Origin of the sequence: Pseudomonas sp. PDM01 (assembly GCF_014852325.1) — a bacterium.
In the GTDB taxonomy this organism is placed as follows: domain Bacteria; phylum Pseudomonadota; class Gammaproteobacteria; order Pseudomonadales; family Pseudomonadaceae; genus Aquipseudomonas; species Aquipseudomonas migulae.
In genome coordinates this window covers 221,890-239,534 of record NZ_JACVBK010000009.1, presented here as the reverse complement: position 1 = coordinate 239,534, position 17,645 = coordinate 221,890, and the positions used below count along the sequence as shown (strand labels likewise).

Here is a 17,645-nt window from a genome sequence, read left to right as displayed (position 1 = left end):
CTCAGTGCTCGTCCGCGCCAGCCAGACGGCCACGGTGCAGCACCACTTTTTCAGCCAGCCGCGCGGCCACTCTCGGGCTGTGAGTGACCATCAACAACGTCGTCGGACTGTCGTCGAGCAGTTCCAGCAACAACTTCAGCACTTCATCGCTGGTGGCTTCATCGAGGCTGCCGGTGGGCTCGTCGGCCAGCAGCAGTTTAGGTTGCGACGCCAGCGCCCGGCCCAGCGCGACTCGCTGTTGCTGGCCGCCGGACAACTGCTCGGGATAACGCCGCAGCACATCGCCCAGGCCCAGACGCTTGACCAGATGCGCCTGCCAGCGCGCATCATGCCGCCCCGCCAGCCGCGCCTGGAACGCCAGATTGTCCTCCACGCGCAAACTGCCGATCAGGTTGAACTGCTGGAACACCAGGCCGATTTCGGTGCGTCGCCAGTTCGCCAGTTGCCCTTCATTCATCCGTTCTAGCTGATGTTCACCACTGCGGATGCTGCCGCTATCGACCTTGTCCAGCCCGGCGATCAAGTGCAGCAAGGTGCTTTTGCCGCTGCCCGACTCGCCCATCAGCGCCAGGCTGCTGCCGGATTTCAGCGTCAGGTCGACACCTTGCAGCACCGACAGAGGACCTTGCGGAGTGGCGTAGCTTTTGAAAACGCCTTGGACCGAAAGCATGGGTGAACCTGTTTGAGGGGCGTGGGGCAAAGGATAGCGGCCGCGGAAGTGGAGTTGGGACAAATTTCAGGTTTGCGTTGCACGTTAGGGCCCCATCGCGAGCAGGCTCGCTCCCACATTGGATCTTCGTTGCGCCAAAGATCAAGGTGGGAGCGAGCCTGCTCGCGATAGGGGCAACTCATTTTCGGCTCAAAAACTCAGCACTTCACCCCCACCCACGTAAAACACAACGGCAACTGCGCCTCTCGCTGCTGATACTGATCATAAATCTCCTCCCGGTTGGAATGCGGATATTCCTTGAAGTGGCTGATCTGCAACCCCGCTTCGATGGCGCCGGTAAACATCTCGCTGAGGGTGTGGACGAACCAGTAGGACGTCGCGGCCTGCTGTTCGACTTTACCTTCGTAGACGATCGGCTGGTCCTGCACGAAAGGTTCGCGGCGGAAGTACGAAGTGACCGGGCGAAAGGGATCGTCTGATTCGGGGTCGAACATTTCCAGGAACGGGTGGGTTTCGTACACCACCAACGCCCCGCCGGGCTTGAGGGTGCGGGCGACGTGGCGGAAGAATTCGCCAATGTCCGGCATCCAGCCCAATACGCCGATGGTGATCAGGGCCACATCGAACCGGTGGTGCAGTTCACTCGGCAGGTGATGAATGTCGGCCTCGACGAATTCAGGCGCGTGCGGCGAGCGGGAAGCCAGTTCCCGCGCCTGATCGAGAAACGCCGCGGACTGGTCAACGCCGACGACGCTGCGGGCACCGAGCGCAAACAGTGAAAGACTTTCGCGGCCGTTGTTGCAGCCCAGTTGCACCACGTCCTTGCCGTCGACCCCGACCTGCTCCAGCACACCGCGCAACGTGTCGTCGATGCAGCAGAAATCGCCCAGTGTCACGGCCTTCAACAGGGACGGCCATTCGGGATTGTCTTTGTGGTGTCGGGCGGAGTCATTCCACGCATCGCGGTTGCTGGCGATGGCTTTTTCTTTGGTCAGCATTTCCATTGCACGCTCCAGAACTCGGGTTTATCAGACCGGCCCGAGTCTAGATCAGCGTTTTTGAAAAACCCATGTGGTGTTTGTTGGAATGTTGTAAGCCGGCAACGCCCCCGTACGGCAGCTATAGTTAATGGCCTTGGGGAATTGCGGGACAACCGATTTCGCAGGTGCTGCCATGAAACACACCGATTTGATGCTGTTGCTCATCTTCTGCCTGACCGCCACCACGGGGGTTCACGCGGATGACAACCTGACGCCGCCGTCCGGGTACAGCAGCGAGTTCAACTATTACGGCGAAAACCAGCCGTTCGCCCACCCCGTTCCGCCGACGCTGAGCACGGTGCCACCGCGCTCGTACATTCCCACGGCGCCGCAGGATTTCATCCCGATCTCCAGCGAGCACGTGTTCTCCGATTCACGGTTGCCGACCGTCGCGGATGCCACCGTCCGGGTGTTCATCCGCTCCTATGACCCGGAACTCGGCGTCTACGTGAACGAAGAAGTCGTCGACCCGACCTGCCTGCTGGCCTGCCTCAGTCGGCAGGGCCAGGCGACGCCCGTCTACCACTGACGCTTGTCCGGGCGGGCGAGGCCGAGTTTTTCGATCCGGTAACGCAGCATGTCGCGGCTCAAACCCAGCAGGCGCGCGGACTTGGTGACGTTCCAGTCGGTCTTGTCGAGCATCTTGCGCACCATGTCGCGCTCGACCTCCGGCAGGTTCATCGACTCGCTGCCGTTGTACGCCGGGCGCACTTCGTTATGGGGCGCCTCGGGCATCGCCACCGGCTCGTCCACCAGGCTCAGGCAGACGTTCAACTGGTGCGCGGCGATGGTGTCGTACTGGGCCAGCAGCACGGTTTGTTCGAGCATGTTGCGCAACTCGCGCACGTTGCCCGGCCAGCTGTAGCTCATGAGCAATTCTTCGGCCTGTTCGCTGAAATGCAGGTTCGGTTTGCCATAGCGTTTGCCGTGGATGGCGAGGAAGTGCCGGGCCAGCAACAGGACGTCTTCGCCACGGGTATAAAGGCGCGGCACCTTGATCGAAATGATGCGCAAACGGAAGAACAGGTCGCGGCGGAACTTGCCCTGCTGGACCATTTGTTCGAGGTTGCAATTGGTTGCGCTGATCACCCGCAAATCAACCTTGCGCTCCTTCACCGAACCGACCCGGCGAATGGTCCGGTCTTCCAGCAGCTTCAGCAGTTTGGCTTGCAGCAGCAGGTCCATTTCCCCGACTTCATCGAGAAACAAGGTGCCGCCATCCGCCGCTTCCACAAGGCCAACGCGACGGTCCTTGGCGTCGGTGAATGCCCCCTTCTCGTGGCCGAACAGCTCCGACTCCACCAGATTGGAGGGAATCGACGCGCAGTTGAATTCAATGAACGGACCCTTGCTGCGCGGGCCGTCGAAATGCAGCGCGCGGGCCACCAGTTCCTTGCCGGTGCCCGTCTCGCCTTCCACCAGCACCGGCGGCAAATCGGCGTTGGCCATCCGGCGCTCGGCGTCGAGCAACTGGCCGATGGTGTTTTTCAGGAAGACCATGGGCCCCGATTCGCCGATCAACGCCTGCACCCCCGACTTCTGCGCTTCGCGTTCCTGATAGAACGACAGCGTGCGCTCCATCCGCTCGGTGGCCAGGGCCTTGTCCAGCAACAGCTTGAGTTCCGGCAGCGCCACCGGTTTGGTGACGTAATGGAACGCGCCTTCTTTCATCGCCACCACGGCGTCTTCGACATTGCCGTAGCCGGTCATCATGATCACTTTCAGGTCCGGCGCGCTGATACGCAGCTTCTGGATCAGATCGTGACCGCTCATGCCCGGCAACGAGTTGTCGGTCAGTACGACGTCCGGGGCAAACGTGTTCATTTGCTTCAGCGCATCTTCAGCCGAGTGGCAGACCGTCACCTCGAAGTCTTTGCGTTCCAGGTAGGTCTGAAGATTCCCGGCGAGGATTTCGTCATCCTCGACCAGCAGAATGCTGTACCCCATATTCCCCTCCCGTTGCCACTTTGAAGTTCAGACAAACGCGGGTTCCTTCCTGCTCCTGGCTGGTCAGTTCGACCGAACCTTCAAAACGCTCCATTATTCTTTTGACCAGGGCCAGGCCCACACCCAACCCGCCTTGCTTGGTGGTGAAAAACGGTTTGAAAACCATTTGTTGCTGCTGTTTGGTCATGCCCTTGCCGGTATCGCTCAGGGTCATGCGCAAGAGTCCGGACTGCGGCGACTCGATATCGATGCTCAGCACGCCGCCCTTGGGCATGGCTTCCAGGGCATTGGCGAACAGGCTATTGAGAATTTGCGTGAGCAGCACCTGTTGGCTGACGACCGGTGGGCAAACCTGCGGTGTGAATCGGACTTCGACACCGGAGCGCTTGATCAGCGCGTCAAAGGCACTCAGGGTGTCGTCGATGGCCAACACCAGGTCTACCGTTTCGTAGTCGTCATTCACCGGCCGCAACGACACCAGCAACTCGCGAACCCAGCGCGACATGCGATCGACCTGGTTGATGATGTCGCCAATGTTCTTCTGCGCGCTCTGACTGGCGATTTCCTGGGCCAGTTCAGCGCTGGAGCGAATGTTCGCCAGCGGGTTGCGCAAACTGTGGGCTACGGCCGAAGACATTTCCCCCAGCGCGACGAAGGTTTCGTTGGCAATCAGCTGTTTCTGCTGGCTCTCGATCAGCTTCGCCGCACGCCGCACAATCCAGAACAGCCCCAAGTAGATGGCGGCACCACCGAGCACGGTGGCCAGCCAGATGGCCTTGAAACCGCGCTGGATACGTTCAACCAGATCAGTAGGCTCCTTGTAGACCTCGACCATGGCGATGACTTTGCTTTTGTCGGCGTTGAACATCGGGATGTAGTTTTCAACGAACAGGTACTGGGGCTCGTGCAACAGTTTTTGTTCGGGACGTTCTTCATCGACTTCGTGGTAGCTGGTGGAAACGGGTTCCTTCATTTCGAAAGACTCGTCCAGTTCATCGTCGTCTTCGATGCGTACGCCGATCAGCTCCGGGTTGGTCGACCAGACCACGGTGCGATCCTGGGCATACACCGTGGCCAACAGCAGGTCCGGCAGGTTTGCCACATGATCGAGAAACTCGATGCGCGCCGCAGCACGTGCGCCCGGGTTCACGTCGGGATGGGCGTTATCCAGGCGAGAATCGAGCATTTCGCCCATGGTTCTTTCCGGGGAAATCGATGCGTGGCGGATTTCGGCAGCACCGATGGCCTGGATAAATTGCGCGGTCAGCATGGAATCGCGTTCGATGCTCTCCTCCACCACGAAACGGGTGGAGATGTACCCCAGCCCCGCCGCCACGGCGGCAATGATCAAAAAACTGGCAAAGGAAAACCAGCGCAGCAGATTGAATTCGCCACGCCAGCTCGTGCATTCCCCCGCCGGAAGGTTCGACGGAGCAGGTACTTTTTGTTGTTCGAGTATCTGCATGGTGGGTCCTGAATTCGGTACTGGCATGAAGCCTATTCAGTGGCGTTTCGCATCAGTGTAGGTGTCATTGATCGAGTCGGCGGTTCAATGATAGTAATTCGCCGCTATGGCACCTGCGCCGCTTGCAACGATTGCTGACGATCGGTTTCCTCCTGCAAAAAATCAATGATGGACTGCGCCGCTTTCTCATCAAGGCGCAGGTTTGGCATCGGGATTTTGTCGAAGCGTTGAAACAGTTCCAGCGCAATCGGGTCTTTTTCGGCCAGCATGCGATCCGGTTCGCGGATCCAGCGATTGAGCCAGGCGGGATCGCGCACGCGGGTTACGCCGATCAGGTCCGGGCCGATGGCGCGCATGCCGATGCCCTGCCCGTCTTGCGGCCCGAGGCTGTGGCACGAGGCGCAACGGGTGCGAAACAACTCTTCGCCGTTGCTCGGCGGGCGGATCTCGGGCGCATCGGCATAATTTTCTTCAACACTGGGTTGCTTCCAGTTCTGCAAGGTATTGGCCAACTGATCGGCGAGGATCCATGGGTTCTCGAACGGTGAGGCTTTCATCCAGCGACCGGTGCCCTGGTTGCCGACGATCAGGCTCAGGTTGTGGTCCTTGCTGCGACCGTTGTCGACGCCCTCGATGAACAGCCCGAGCTTTTTGCGCAGGTCGGTGACGGCCTCGAACTCCCCGGTGAGGAACTGCCAGCCCGGTCCGACTTTGAAGCGCTGCGCGTAGGCCTTGAGCACCTCGGGTGTATCGCTCAAAGGATCGATGCTGATCGAGTAGAAAAAAATATCCTGGCCGACCCGGGGCCCCAACAACTGCTGCACCTGGCGCAGGCGCGCGGTTTCCAGCGGGCAGGAATCGCTGCACGTGGTGAAGATGAAGTTGATCACCACCACTTTGCCTTTGATCATGTCATCGAAAAAACGCACCTGCCGACCGTCCTGGTCGGTCAGCAAGGTGTTGGGAAAGTAATCGCGCCCCCAGGGTGTCGCCGATTCCGTCGGCGACGGCGACAGTGCACCTTCATGAGCGAGCAGCACCTGGCTGGCCAGCAAAAACGTCACCAGTACCAGAATCAGGTGCATGCCCAGTGCGCGGGAGCGCGGCGTGTGCAGTGTCATGTCGGCTCCCCTGCGGATCATGGCTTGATCACCACTTGTGGGCCGTAGCCATCGCCGGTGCGGAAGGTTGGCAGTGCAGCAGAGTTCACGTAGCGCACGCCATCCCAGCTCGGCAGCGGAACCGGCATCAATTGCAATTGCCCCGGTTTCTCAACGTCCCAACGCAACAGCATGGAGTTGTCTTCATGTTGAGTGTTGTGGCAGTGCTCCATGTACGTCCCGGCGAATTCGCGGAAGTGGATCGCAATCTCGACGCTGTCCAGGCCGTCCTTTTCCGGACCGATGCGGTACACGTCCTTACGTGCCCATTTTTCCCATTCCGGTGGTAGCTTGCCGCCGCGACTGAGGATGATCCCCTCCTCGAAGTGCACGTGAACCGGGTGGCTCCAGCCCTCGCCGCCGAGCTTGATGTTCCACACTTCCAGCGTACCGAAGCCCGTGGCGCCGGCATCGGTCGGGCCGGAGGCCAGTTTGGTCGAGACGTTCAGCCGACGAGGGTCCATTCTGAAACCGAAACCGCCGTCGGTCTTGATTGTCCACGGCGCCGAATCGGTGCCGTCGGAACGACCGAAGGTGAAGGTGCGATGACGGGCCTTGGCCAGCAGCGCCTTGTCGGCCACATTATCGCGGTGAATTTTCAGCGGGATCATCACCAGGCCTTCAGCCTTGCCCGGTTTGGCCGGTTCATAGGCCGCCGGGTCCATGGCCAGGTCCTGACCGGTGTAGGCCTTGACGTTGAATTGCAACACTTTGCCTATCGCCGGATCACCATCCTCCCACTTCGGCCCCTTGCTGGATTGCCTGATGACGGCCTTGTACTTCTCGGACAGCACGTCAGCCAGGGCGACGGGTTCTTCCGGGCCCTTGCCGTCTTCGTGCACCAGCAGGTTGACGAAGAACAGCTTGTCGCCCGCCTTGACCCCGTTTTTCGAGAAATTGACGACGATGTCGAAACGTTCGGCGATGCCCATGGTTGGCAGGATCGCGTTGTGATTTTGAGTATCGCCGTCGGCATCCAGGTCCATGGTGCCGTCGAACGGCACGGCGTGTTCCATGATGTTGCCGTCGTTGGCAATCATGTGGAACGGCACGCGGGCGTACGACAAGCCTGACCCGACAGGCCCTGGGAACTCGCCGCCGGTGCCCTTGATCTCGCGCACCAGCGCGAGTTTGAAGTAGCGCGATACCGAGCCATTGAGCATGCGGAACCGATAGCTGCGGGCGCGCACATCCAGGACCGGTTTCCACTGCCAGTTGACCAGCACCTGATCACCGAGGAAGCCGTCGGTATTGAACGGGTTAAACCACAGTTGACCGTTCTTGTCCCACGCTTTATCGGCAAACAGCAGGTTGACGTCGTAGTCGCGGTTGCCCCAAGGCAAGGCGTTGCCACTGGGTAAACGCAGGTTGACGCCGTCATTCACCGCTTCATTGCCACGGTCCAGGGCGCTGTAGTAGTTCATCATCGCCGCGTTGCCCTTGTAGACGTTCTGCGCGGTGAAATCGAGCATGTGGTCGTGAAACCAGTGGGTGCTCATGGTTTCGCGCCAGTCGCCACGGATCTTGATCGTGCCGTTGTCGCAGGTCTTGCGGCTGGGGATGAGGTCGTTGGTCCACAGGGTTTCGCCCGGCGAGCACGGAAAAGCTGCACGCGGGTCTGTAGCCGTGGTGTTGATGCTGTCGTAGCCAGCCAACTGGATCGGCCAGCGATAGTCGTAGAATTGCCCGGGGAAGAAAAATGCGTTGGCATAACCGTCGCTTTCGGCCGGTTGGTGACCGTTGTGTTCGTGGGTGCTGAGGGTGTGCAGACCAAAACCCATGTTCGCCGACGGGTCGATCGGCAAGGCGTTGTAATGGCGCATCAGCACGGGTTGTCCGTAACGCACCATGAGCAATTTTGGCGGCAAGGTGCCGTCGAAGGTCCAGACCGATTTATGGTTCTGCACCGGCATTTTCGGGTGAAAACGCGCATCGACGCCTTTGGCGGTGCCTACGGTCGTCGGCAGGCCAGCCACATTGTAATAGAGGCCACCGGGGCCAAACTCGCCCATGGCATAGCGGTGCATCTGACGACTGTCACGCAACCCGGTATTCACCCGTGCGCCGGATTGCACAGTCTTGTAGGCGATCTGCGGGTAAAACTCGTTCCAGCGCTGGTGCGACCAGCCTTTTCCTGGTGGACGGCCTTCAGCCGACGAACCGATACGCCGGTTGAGGAAAAATTCGATCTGCTTCTGCCAAGGGTTGCGGTCGACCACGTTGGAATAATGGCTGGGAAACGGTGTCAGCCCGGGTTGGCGCATGAAAGCGTCGAGCGCCGCACTCGGCGGAGCGCTGCGAGCGACACTGGTGGGATCCTGTTGCGGCAGCGGGCCGATGGCGGCCGGTGGAAACGGCAACTGCGCCGCCGGGGTGGTGGGGTCGAGTTTTTCCGGACCGAACTCTTCGAACAGCACCAGTTGCTGAGTGAACGGCAGAGCACCGTACAACGGGCTGGGTTTGCCGTTGGTGGGGTAATTGAAGCTGGTCTGTATCGCCGGCGGAAGGACGTTTTCCTTGAGCGGGGTCTCTCGGGTGCCTTTGACGCCAGCCGGCAAGTCGAAGGCATCCAGGTTGGCGGGGGGCATGGTCAAAATGGCGTTCAAGGCACCTGCCTTGTCAGCCGGCTCGTCGTAATACGCCGAAGGGTCGGAAGGTGGCGGCTGCCCCTCGTCGTCGATCGGGCTGGCGCGCAGGCTCGTTGTGCCGAGCGTCATGGCCACGAAAACGCTAAGGGGCGTCAGGAGACCAAACCATTTGCAGGGGTGCTGCGCTTTTCTGTCCATCACCAGCCGCCTCGAAGTCGTGAAGGGGGTAATGGGGGTTTTGCAAGGAGCTCGCCAGACTTGCTACAGCCTATACAAACGCACTAATACTCGTGGAAACAATGGCTTATCAACATCAATTTGCCATTCCCCGAAAAACGACTGGGGAATGACACCCGCAACCGGGGAAAGTTCGTCCCCATTTCAGGGACTGCGTTGGAACGACAGGCGAACACTTGTGCCCTCGCCCTCGCGACTGTCCAGGCTCACCGTACCGCCGCAACGCTCCATAATCCGCTTGACCAGTACGAGCCCGACGCCGAGCCCGCCTTGCTTGGTGGTGAAAAACGGCCGGAAAGCCATGCTGCGCTGTTCCTCGTTCATGCCTCTGCCGGTATCGCTCACCACCACGCTGACGTCTCGGGCATCCGGCTCCAGAATGACGGTGAGCGTGCCGCCCTGGTCCATGGCCTCCAGCGCGTTGGCCAGCAGACGGTTGAGTATCTGCGTCAACTGCATCTGCTGGCTCAGGACCATGGGCGTGTCCTTCGGCTCGAACACCACATGAACGCAGGCCTTGGCGATCTGCTGCTCGAAGGCCATGAGGCTGTCGTGCACCGCCGCCACCAGGTTCACCGGTTCCGGTTCATCGGTGAGCGGGCGCAAGGATTGCAGCAATTCCCTGACCCACGTCGACATGCGATCGACCTGCCCGATGATGTCGTTGATGTTTTGGTGCGCCGGGCCATTGTCGAACTCCAGCGCCAGTTCGGCACTGGAGCGAATGGTCGCCAACGGGTTACGCAAACTGTGGGCCACCGCCGATGACATCTCACCCAGGGCGACAAAGGTTTCGTTGGTGATCAATTGTTTTTGCTGCGCCGCCAACAGGATCGCCGCACGCCGCACGATCCAGTACAGCCCCAGATAAATCAGCCCGCCGCCCAGTGCGGTAGCCAGCCAGATCAACACCAGACCGCGCTCCATGCGGCTGATCAGGTCCTCGGGTTCCTTGTAGATCTCGACCATCGCCGTGACGTGCTCGCCGTCGGCATCGAACAGCGGAATGTAGTTTTCGATGAAGATGAATTCCGGCGGCGAGACGAACTTTTGCTCCATGCGTGTCTTGTCGACGTCGTGATAACTGGTCGACACCGGCGTCCTGGAGGCGAATGCGCGCTCAAGGTCTTCGTCGGCATGGATCGTGGTGCCCATCAATGCCGGGTTGGTCGACCAGATCACCATGCGGTCGGGGGCGTAGATGTTGGCAAGGATCACGTCAGGCAAGTGCTCGATGTGGTCGAGAAATTCGCCCCGGGCGTTGGCGCGGGCCATCGGGTCTACGTCGGGGAAATCCTTGTCCTTGCGCGGGTCCAGCAGCTCGCCCATGCTGCGCACATTGGGAATGGATACGTGGCGCACCTCGGTCAAGGCAATCGTCTGAATGAACTGCGAGGTCAGCAATGCATCGCGCTGCACGCTCTCGGTAATCACAAATCGCGTGGACACAGCCCCCAGCGCCACCGCCACCGTACCAATCACCGCCATGCTGATGAGGGAAAACCAGCGCAGCAGATTGAACGGTTGCTTTCGCGAGCTCAAGCGCACATCGCCCTCTTCGGACTGGAGCGATTGTGTGGGCATGTTCATGGGCGTACTTCCCGGCGATTCCCCCCATTGGTTATAGCCCACGGTCAGGCATTTGCCCGGTATTGGGTGTTGACGTGACGATCCCCTGTTGGATCCATCACTCGATACACGTCGTAACCGTTCGGCAAACACACATTCAGTGGTTTTGCCTTTGCAAACTGCCACGAGCACAGTCTGGCGCTTCCGCGATTTTCAGCAGTGCTTGCTCATGTTTAATCACGCGTGTTTAAAAACACTTCGTGTTACTTCGCGCAGGCTACAACGCCTTGCGCCATTGCCTACGCTTGCGCCAGAATCCGCCGGCTTGTGCGCCTTGATCTTGGGCTTTATCGTTTTCCGGTCGCTGAAAATCAGTGATCGGGTTTGGTAGCCCGAGCTGCATAAGGTGCATTGCATCGCCATTTGAGGCTTCTGGTCTCGCATTTATGGTGGTCATGCACAGGGCGCCTTCGGGCGCGCCGGTTTCCTTGTGCCCGGTCTACCAACCTGCGTATGGCCACCACCCCTCGTTTGGTAGCGAGGGTGATGGCTCCTTGTTGTTAGCATAAGGAGTTTTATTTATGTTCAAAGTAACGCCCAATCCACCGGACACCGATCCGGCATCGCCGCAAGACAATCCCGATTCAGAAGCACATCGCGAGGCAGTCAATCGCGCCCTCGATTTCTACTTCAACCCTGCCGCCCAGAACGCTCACATCAAAGCCACTCCGCGAACACCCACCACCCTGTTCATCGTCAACCCGGAACTCGATACCGAAACCCTGTTGGCCCATGCGTGTGAATCCCTGGCATCGGCCAATGTCATGGCGACGGACCTGGCGGATCAACTGGACGGGACATGCCGCAACTCCCTGCTGGGGATTGCGCAAGTCATCATGCTGGGCGAGTTGGCGGTGAATCGGGCGCTGGATCAATTAGCCCCCACCGAGTAGCGACTGCGTCCAGCTGTCTGTAGGAGCAAGCTTGCGCCTACAGGTTTCCCGCCCTCCCCGGCATCCCCATCGCCCCCCAATGCTGGGGACAGTCGCCCGTTGGTTCGTCTGGTATCCAGGCAACGCTTAATAGCGAAACGCTGTAATGCCGGGCCTTTGCCGGCCGTTTCCAACGATTGGTACGGAAGTTGCCGACTCCCCCGTCAACTGACCCACCCCCCCAAGGGGCAGGTCTCTGATAGAGGGAATACTCATGCACCCTTTACTGTCCAAAACCACGATCGCCCTGGTCGTGTCCGCTCTGGCCCAAGGCGTCGCCCAGGCTGCGCTGTTTGCTGTCGACCCCGGCCCCTATGTTCCCGCCAACGGTAACTTCGCTTCCTGGTATCAGGACACCCACGGTCGAACCCTCGACTTGTGCCTGTCCAAGGCCGTCAGCTCCAGGGTTCCAAGTGCGCCCGGCGCACCGTCCTACATGTGCCTTTTGAATCCGAATCCCGGCATTTTCGATGACACTCAACCCATCGTTTTCCCGACCAACTTCCCCGACGAAGCGTTCTGGTTCACCGGCGACGGATCCATCGTCGATGCCGCACGGGGCATCGACCTGACCTATGTCAGCGCCGTTGAAGCCGCGTTCAGTGGTGGCGACCCGCTGGAAGGCGACCAGGTCAGTTTTGGCCGTATCCGTATTCGGGTCGACGTGCCCACGGCAGGCACCTATGTCATCACCCACCCTTACGGCGTCGATGTCTTCAACGTCGATACCCCCGGGCGCCGCGCGATCAACATGACCCGGGACATCGGCATCGGCTCGCCGAAAACCTACGACGGTGCGCTCAAAGCGGACATCGGCCCCTTCCTGCGCAGCCTCAACGGCCCTTACGTCGAGCCCAACCCGGTTACCGGTTCAACCGACACGTTCGTGGGCGATCCGAACCTGGAAGAGGCTTTCACAGGCAGCCCTTTCAATACCAACTACATCCGCATTGAAGGGCCTAACGGACTGGACTTGCGCACGACGGTGATGGCCATTTCCGGCAAATTATCGACGCTCGTTCGCCCCACTCCGATCATTGCCGAACGCAGCACCTATTCGCGCACAGCAGGCGCCAGCGCCCCGGTGGCCCACCAGGATGTTTTCGTCATGGCCCCGCCACCACCGGCCACCGTGACCCTGGACAGCAACACCCCGGTGTTGAACCTGATCGAGGCCAACACCACCGGCCACTGGTACGCCCAGTCAGCCACCAACCCGACGTTGCCGAGCAGCTTGCTGGTGACGGCCGACAACCATCTGGCCATCCCTACCAGCACGCCAACCTCCTTGTCCATGCCGCTGACCGACCTGGTGGTGATTTCACGGGCCGAGTACAGCCTGAGCAGCGGGCAAATCACGGTAGTGGCCTCGACCAGCGATGAAACATCGCCACCGATTCTCACCGCCACCTCCGGCACGGGTGTCGCCATCGGCGCCCTCAGTGGCAGCGGCGCAGAGAAATCCCTGTCGACCGGCATCTCGCCGATTCCACCGGCCAAGGTTCAGGTGACGTCATCCAATGGCGGCAGCGATACCGAAGAAGTGGTCATCGTGCAATGAACGCTCTCATGCCCAGATCCGCATCAGGAGGCATCATGAACAAGTGGCCACGCTTCGCGCTCAAGGCGCTCGGGCTGACTCTTTCGCTGTCCGGCAGTGCGTTCGCGCAACTCAATGCCGTCGATACCGGCCCCTACACTTTCGCCACGGGGAAATTTCCCATGTGGTATCAGGACAGCAACTTGCTGTCGCTGGAACTGTGCCAGTCACGGGCTACCAGCACGCGGGCACCGGGTGCTCCTGGCGCCCCCGCCTATATGTGCATCCTGAATCCGGAGCCCGGCATTTTCGACGACACCCTGCCGATGGTGTTCCCGGATAACTGGCCACCGGAAGCGTTCTGGTTCCTCGCCGAGACCAGCATCAACGATGTTGGAGGTTATGGCGTGGATGCCTACGTGGCCGGGATTGAAGCGGCGTTCGCTGCGGAAAACCCTGTCGACGGCGATCAGGCCAGCTTCGCGCGGATTCGCATGCGGGTAAACATACCTGTCGCGGGCACCTACACCATCACCCACCCGTACGGCGTGGAAACAGTCAACGTCACCACACCGGGCCGCCGGGCGATCAACATCACCCGCGACATCGGCATCGGCGCACCGGGCAACTTCGCCGGGGCACTCAACGGGGAGGTCGGGCCATTTCTGCGCAGCGTCAATGGGCCGTACACCGAAGTGAATCCGGACACCGGCGCCATCGAGACATTCGTGGGTGATCCGAACCTCAGCGAAGCGGTCACCGGCAGCCCGTTCAACAATAACTTCCTGCGTGTCCAGGGGCCGGCCGGGACCATTCAGACCAACCTCTTTACCGTGTCCGGCAAAGTCCTCGACAGCCGTGCGCAAACCCCTGTGGAAATCGGCCGCGCCACTTACCGCCGCCTCCCGACAGGTCCGGGCACGAGCAGTACCCGGGTCGAAGTCTTCGGCAAATCGGCCATCAGTTCGAGCCTGTGCTTCCGTGAAACCGTGCCTCTGGTTCCCGGACCACCGCAATCGCCCTGCCTGGTCACCATGCTTGGCAACAACACCGGCCAGTTCTTCGGCCATCGTTTGACAGGCAGCACGGTTCCTCCGGTGGTCGTGGTCACCGCGACCGACCCGAGTGGCACCAACCGGCCAACGGCAGTGTCGAGCAAAGTCACCGACATCGTGAAAATCCAGACTGCACGCTACAACTGGAGTAATCACAGCCTCCTGATCGAAGCCACCTCGTCAGACGAAGTCGTGGTGCCGGACATGGTCGCCCAAGGCTTCGGACGGCTGACGAAAACCGGCACCTTGCAACGCCTGAGCGTTGCCGATCTGTCGCAGCCACCGGCCAGTGTCACGATCAAATCCGCCGCCGGCGGCAACGACACCGAACCTGTGGTGGTGATCGGCACACAACCGAACAGCGGTGAAAACGAGGCGCCGCTGGCCGTTGCCGACACCGGCAGCACCAGCTTCGGAGTGCCGATCACCCTCAACCTGCTGGCCAACGACAGCGACCCGGACGGCAACACGCCATTGAGCATCGTCGCGCTGACCTCACCGGCCGCCGGGCAAGGCACCGTGGCGATGAGCGGCACGACCGCCGTGGTCTACACACCGCCCCCCGTAGTCACTGCGCCGATGACCACGACCTTCACCTACAGAGCTCAAGACATCAAAGGCCTGGCCTCGGTCACTCCGGCGACCGTGACCATCACCGTGGCGCCTAACCGGCCACCGGTGGCCGTCGCCGACAGCGTCGCAACCCTGGGCGTGGCGATACCGATCAGTGTGCTGGCCAACGACACCGATCCGGAAGGCAACGTGCCGCTGGCGGTCGCCAGCTTCACGCAACCACCGAACGGTCGCGGCAGCGTCAGCAGCAACGGTACGGTGATCACATACACCCCACCGGCCAACTTCACCACGGCGTTCACCACGACCTTCACCTACTTCGCCCGGGACAGCTTCGGCGCCCAGTCGACGGCACCGGCGACGGTCACCGTGCAAGTCTCGCCACGGCCACCGGCAGAAACCTTCACGGTGACCACGGCAACGGTGTCGGCACGCTCCAACAACCGCTTCACCTGGGACTTCGCGGGCACCTCATCGGTGACCACCGGCAACGTCGTCACCATCCGGGTGAGCACCCCAACCGGGTTGGCAACCCTGGGCACTGCCACGGTGGCGGTGACCGGTCGCTGGCGGCTGACGGTGAACAACACCACCACGGTGATTCCATCGGCGAACCCGACGGCCACCATCACCTCGTCCCAAGGCACCGTGCGCACCGTGACGGTGATCTCCAACTGAGCCTTGGCCCCATCGGTCACGTGGCCGATGGGGCTGGCCTCTTGCGAAAGGACAGTCTCATGAAAACGTCGACCGCCGCCCTGCTCTGCCTGCTTCTGCTTTGCAGCAGCGCGGGCGTGCGCGCCGACGATCTGATGGAGAACGATGACCTGGGCCCCGGCACCGACCTCAGCGAGTTGCCTCCGCCGATTGGCCAGCACGCGCTGATCGACCAGAACGGCCAGGCCAACGTGGCGCTGCTGCAACAGAACGGCCAGTCGCTGCTCGGCACCATCGTCCAGTCGGGGGGCAATCAGGAAGCCTACATCCTGCAACAAGGCAGCGACCTGATGGCAATGATCACTCAGCAAGGTTCCGGCAACTCGGCCTCGATCACCCAGACCGGCAGCCAGAACCGCGCGCAGATAGCCCAGAACGGCAATAACAACGACGCCAGCATCGACCAGGCCGGCACGGGGCTTTCCAGCGCCGTGACCCAATCGGGAAACGGCATGAGCGTTTCAGTCAAACAATACCGCTAAAGCACCGCACCACATGGAGGTTTCATCATGTTCAAACTGACGCCCCTCACCGCCGCGATCCTGGTCATTGCCAGTGCCCATGCGTTGGCCAACGACAGCATTTCCACCCAGGACCAGGTCGGCACCGCCAACATCGCCAATGTGAAACAGACCAAGGCCCCCTACAGCACCGCCACCCAGCAGCAACTCGGTGAAGGCAACGATGCGGCTGCGGTGCAGGACTCGGCCACCAGCACCATCGACCAGAACCAGGTCGGTGAATACAACGCCGGTTACGCCGAGCAATTGTATGAAGACAACAGCACCATCACCCAGAAACAGACCGGCAGCTTCAACACCAGCCATGCCAGTCAATCGATCGGTGCGGGCGGCGGCGAAGTGCTGCAACAGCAGGAAGGCAGCGGTAACTTTTCGTTCGTCTATCAGGACAGCCAGGAGGGCACTTCCGGTCAAACCTTCCAGTACGGCGACAGCAATGAAGCCAACATCGAACAGATCCAGCCCGGCATCGGCAACATGGCGGTGATCATCCAGTACGGCACCACCAACTACGCCACCGCCGAACAGATCAACCACATGGGCGGCCAGATCGACATTAACCAGTCCGGCGCCAACAACTATGCCTACGGCGACCAACGCAACGGCGACGGAGGCAACCTGACCATCAACCAGAACGGCGACGGCAACGGCACCGAGATCTGGCAAGACGGACAAGCGGGCAGCACGGCCACCGTCGACCAGATGGGTGAGACCAACGAAACCGTGGTGGACCAGAGCTTCGGCGAAAACAACACCGCTCAGGTCTTCCAGGTCGGCAACCTCAACGCGATCTACGCCGACCAGTTCGAGTCCACCGGCTCGACCCTGGCGCTGTACCAGACGGGTACGGGCAACGTGCATTTCACCTATCAGTCCGGCGAAGGCCATTCGCTCACCGCGACTTCGGTGGGTAGCGACAACAAGGTCTACGCCAGCAATTGGAAAGGTCCGCAAAAAGGTGGTCAATTTGGCAGCAACCAAAGCGCAACCATCACTCAGAACGGCAAGGAAAACATTGCCAACTTCACCCAGGACGGCGTCGGCCACGTCATGACCACCAGCCAGACCGGCATGGGCAACAAAACCATCGTCAGCCAGGCGGAGAACTACAACGAGCTGTACTTCGATCAGAACGGCACCGACAACGTCCTCATCGCCGACCAGCGCGGCACCACCAACCTGGTCGAGGGCAGCAGTAACGGCATGAACAACCGTAGCGAATTCGACCAGTCCGGCACCAGCAACCTGGCCTCTACCAGCCAGTGGGGCAACGATAACAAGATCACTCTGAAACAGACCGACAGCATGAACGTGGCGTATGTGACCCAGAGCGGTATCGGGAACATTGCCAATGTTGATCAGAGCGGCATGACGCAGATGGCGACCATTCAACAGGTGGGTATGGATAACCAGGCGACGGTGTTGCAGCAGTAATTGCGGGGGTATAAAAAACCGCGGCCCTTGAGGGGCGCGCGGTTTTTTTGTGGCTAGACAAAACCTGTAGCGGGCTTGCCAGATAATCGGGTATTGATAGCGTTGAAGAAGGCAGCTCAATGCTGGCAAGGCCTTGC

At 60.5% G+C, this 17,645-nt stretch carries 14 protein-coding genes; 6 read left to right on the top strand and 8 right to left on the bottom strand.

Annotation, left to right across the window (positions count from 1 at the left end; translation table 11 throughout):
* Nucleotide 1: 1 nt before the first annotated feature.
* Nucleotides 2–670 (bottom strand): ABC transporter ATP-binding protein, encoded by a 669-nt coding sequence (locus IB246_RS22795; protein WP_008043609.1) that lies wholly within the window; start codon nucleotides 668–670, stop codon nucleotides 2–4.
* 197 nt (nucleotides 671–867) lie between these two features.
* Entirely contained in the window at nucleotides 868–1,674 is an 807-nt protein-coding gene (locus IB246_RS22790) for a class I SAM-dependent methyltransferase (RefSeq protein WP_008043610.1), read from the bottom strand.
* Between the two features lie 169 nt (nucleotides 1,675–1,843).
* Here IB246_RS22790 and IB246_RS22785 point away from each other — a divergent pair, with 169 nt between their 5' ends.
* A complete protein-coding gene (locus tag IB246_RS22785; protein WP_008034150.1) occupies nucleotides 1,844–2,239 on the top strand; it encodes a hypothetical protein in 396 nt (131 codons plus the stop codon).
* Here the strand turns inward: IB246_RS22785 and IB246_RS22780 are convergent.
* The 6 genes from IB246_RS22780 to IB246_RS22755 all read right to left on the bottom strand — a co-directional run bounded on the left by IB246_RS22780 (nucleotide 2,230) and on the right by IB246_RS22755 (nucleotide 11,133).
* Nucleotides 2,230–3,657 (bottom strand): sigma-54-dependent transcriptional regulator, encoded by a 1,428-nt coding sequence (locus IB246_RS22780; RefSeq protein WP_008043613.1) that lies wholly within the window; start codon nucleotides 3,655–3,657, stop codon nucleotides 2,230–2,232. The genes IB246_RS22785 and IB246_RS22780 overlap by 10 nt on opposite strands.
* Nucleotides 3,626–5,122, bottom strand: a complete 1,497-nt coding sequence (locus IB246_RS22775; RefSeq protein ID WP_008034155.1) for a sensor histidine kinase — start codon at nucleotides 5,120–5,122, stop codon at nucleotides 3,626–3,628. The genes IB246_RS22780 and IB246_RS22775 overlap by 32 nt, the downstream gene beginning before the upstream one ends.
* Nucleotides 5,123–5,226: 104 nt before the next feature.
* Nucleotides 5,227–6,243: an SCO family protein gene (locus IB246_RS22770; protein WP_008043625.1), complete on the bottom strand. Its 1,017-nt coding sequence runs from the start codon at nucleotides 6,241–6,243 to the stop codon at nucleotides 5,227–5,229.
* 17 nt (nucleotides 6,244–6,260) lie between these two features.
* Complete coding sequence (locus IB246_RS22765; RefSeq protein ID WP_008043627.1) at nucleotides 6,261–9,068, bottom strand: multicopper oxidase domain-containing protein; 2,808 nt, start codon at nucleotides 9,066–9,068, stop codon at nucleotides 6,261–6,263.
* A 183-nt stretch (nucleotides 9,069–9,251) separates the two neighbouring features.
* Entirely contained in the window at nucleotides 9,252–10,697 is a 1,446-nt protein-coding gene (locus tag IB246_RS22760; protein ID WP_008043628.1) for a sensor histidine kinase, read from the bottom strand.
* A 256-nt stretch (nucleotides 10,698–10,953) separates the two neighbouring features.
* Nucleotides 10,954–11,133 (bottom strand): hypothetical protein, encoded by a 180-nt coding sequence (locus IB246_RS22755; RefSeq protein WP_157222791.1) that lies wholly within the window; start codon nucleotides 11,131–11,133, stop codon nucleotides 10,954–10,956.
* A 124-nt stretch (nucleotides 11,134–11,257) separates the two neighbouring features.
* Between IB246_RS22755 and IB246_RS22750 the strand changes: the two genes are divergently transcribed.
* The 5 genes from IB246_RS22750 (at nucleotide 11,258) to IB246_RS22730 (ending at nucleotide 17,508) form a co-directional block, all read left to right on the top strand.
* Nucleotides 11,258–11,629 carry a DUF6124 family protein gene (locus IB246_RS22750; RefSeq protein WP_008034164.1) on the top strand — a complete coding sequence of 124 codons (372 nt, stop codon included), beginning with the start codon at nucleotides 11,258–11,260 and terminating at the stop codon, nucleotides 11,627–11,629.
* Between the two features lie 253 nt (nucleotides 11,630–11,882).
* Nucleotides 11,883–13,229 (top strand): hypothetical protein, encoded by a 1,347-nt coding sequence (locus IB246_RS22745; RefSeq protein WP_008043629.1) that lies wholly within the window; start codon nucleotides 11,883–11,885, stop codon nucleotides 13,227–13,229.
* Nucleotides 13,230–13,264: 35 nt separating this feature from the next.
* Nucleotides 13,265–15,514, top strand: coding sequence for an Ig-like domain-containing protein (locus IB246_RS22740; RefSeq protein ID WP_008043630.1), 2,250 nt, complete (start codon nucleotides 13,265–13,267; stop codon nucleotides 15,512–15,514).
* 59 nt (nucleotides 15,515–15,573) lie between these two features.
* On the top strand, nucleotides 15,574–16,035 hold the full coding sequence (locus IB246_RS22735) for a curlin (RefSeq protein WP_008043631.1): 462 nt from the start codon (nucleotides 15,574–15,576) through the stop codon (nucleotides 16,033–16,035).
* Between the two features lie 27 nt (nucleotides 16,036–16,062).
* On the top strand, nucleotides 16,063–17,508 hold the full coding sequence (locus tag IB246_RS22730; protein ID WP_008043632.1) for a curlin: 1,446 nt from the start codon (nucleotides 16,063–16,065) through the stop codon (nucleotides 17,506–17,508).
* Nucleotides 17,509–17,645 lie beyond the last annotated feature (137 nt).

Excerpts from the sequence above, each read along its gene's own strand:
- IB246_RS22795 (WP_008043609.1), bottom strand. The coding sequence starts at position 670 with ATGCTTTCGGTCCAAGGCGTTTTCAAAAGCTACGCCACTCCGCAAGGT.
- IB246_RS22790 (WP_008043610.1), bottom strand. The coding sequence starts at position 1,674 with ATGGAAATGCTGACCAAAGAAAAAGCCATCGCCAGCAACCGCGATGCG.
- IB246_RS22785 (WP_008034150.1), top strand. The coding sequence starts at position 1,844 with ATGAAACACACCGATTTGATGCTGTTGCTCATCTTCTGCCTGACCGCC.
- IB246_RS22780 (WP_008043613.1), bottom strand. The coding sequence starts at position 3,657 with ATGGGGTACAGCATTCTGCTGGTCGAGGATGACGAAATCCTCGCCGGG.
- IB246_RS22775 (WP_008034155.1), bottom strand. The coding sequence starts at position 5,122 with ATGCAGATACTCGAACAACAAAAAGTACCTGCTCCGTCGAACCTTCCG.
- IB246_RS22770 (WP_008043625.1), bottom strand. The coding sequence starts at position 6,243 with ATGACACTGCACACGCCGCGCTCCCGCGCACTGGGCATGCACCTGATT.
- IB246_RS22765 (WP_008043627.1), bottom strand. The coding sequence starts at position 9,068 with ATGGACAGAAAAGCGCAGCACCCCTGCAAATGGTTTGGTCTCCTGACG.
- IB246_RS22760 (WP_008043628.1), bottom strand. The coding sequence starts at position 10,697 with ATGAACATGCCCACACAATCGCTCCAGTCCGAAGAGGGCGATGTGCGC.
- IB246_RS22755 (WP_157222791.1), bottom strand. The coding sequence starts at position 11,133 with ATGACCACCATAAATGCGAGACCAGAAGCCTCAAATGGCGATGCAATG.
- IB246_RS22750 (WP_008034164.1), top strand. The coding sequence starts at position 11,258 with ATGTTCAAAGTAACGCCCAATCCACCGGACACCGATCCGGCATCGCCG.
- IB246_RS22745 (WP_008043629.1), top strand. The coding sequence starts at position 11,883 with ATGCACCCTTTACTGTCCAAAACCACGATCGCCCTGGTCGTGTCCGCT.
- IB246_RS22740 (WP_008043630.1), top strand. The coding sequence starts at position 13,265 with ATGAACAAGTGGCCACGCTTCGCGCTCAAGGCGCTCGGGCTGACTCTT.
- IB246_RS22735 (WP_008043631.1), top strand. The coding sequence starts at position 15,574 with ATGAAAACGTCGACCGCCGCCCTGCTCTGCCTGCTTCTGCTTTGCAGC.
- IB246_RS22730 (WP_008043632.1), top strand. The coding sequence starts at position 16,063 with ATGTTCAAACTGACGCCCCTCACCGCCGCGATCCTGGTCATTGCCAGT.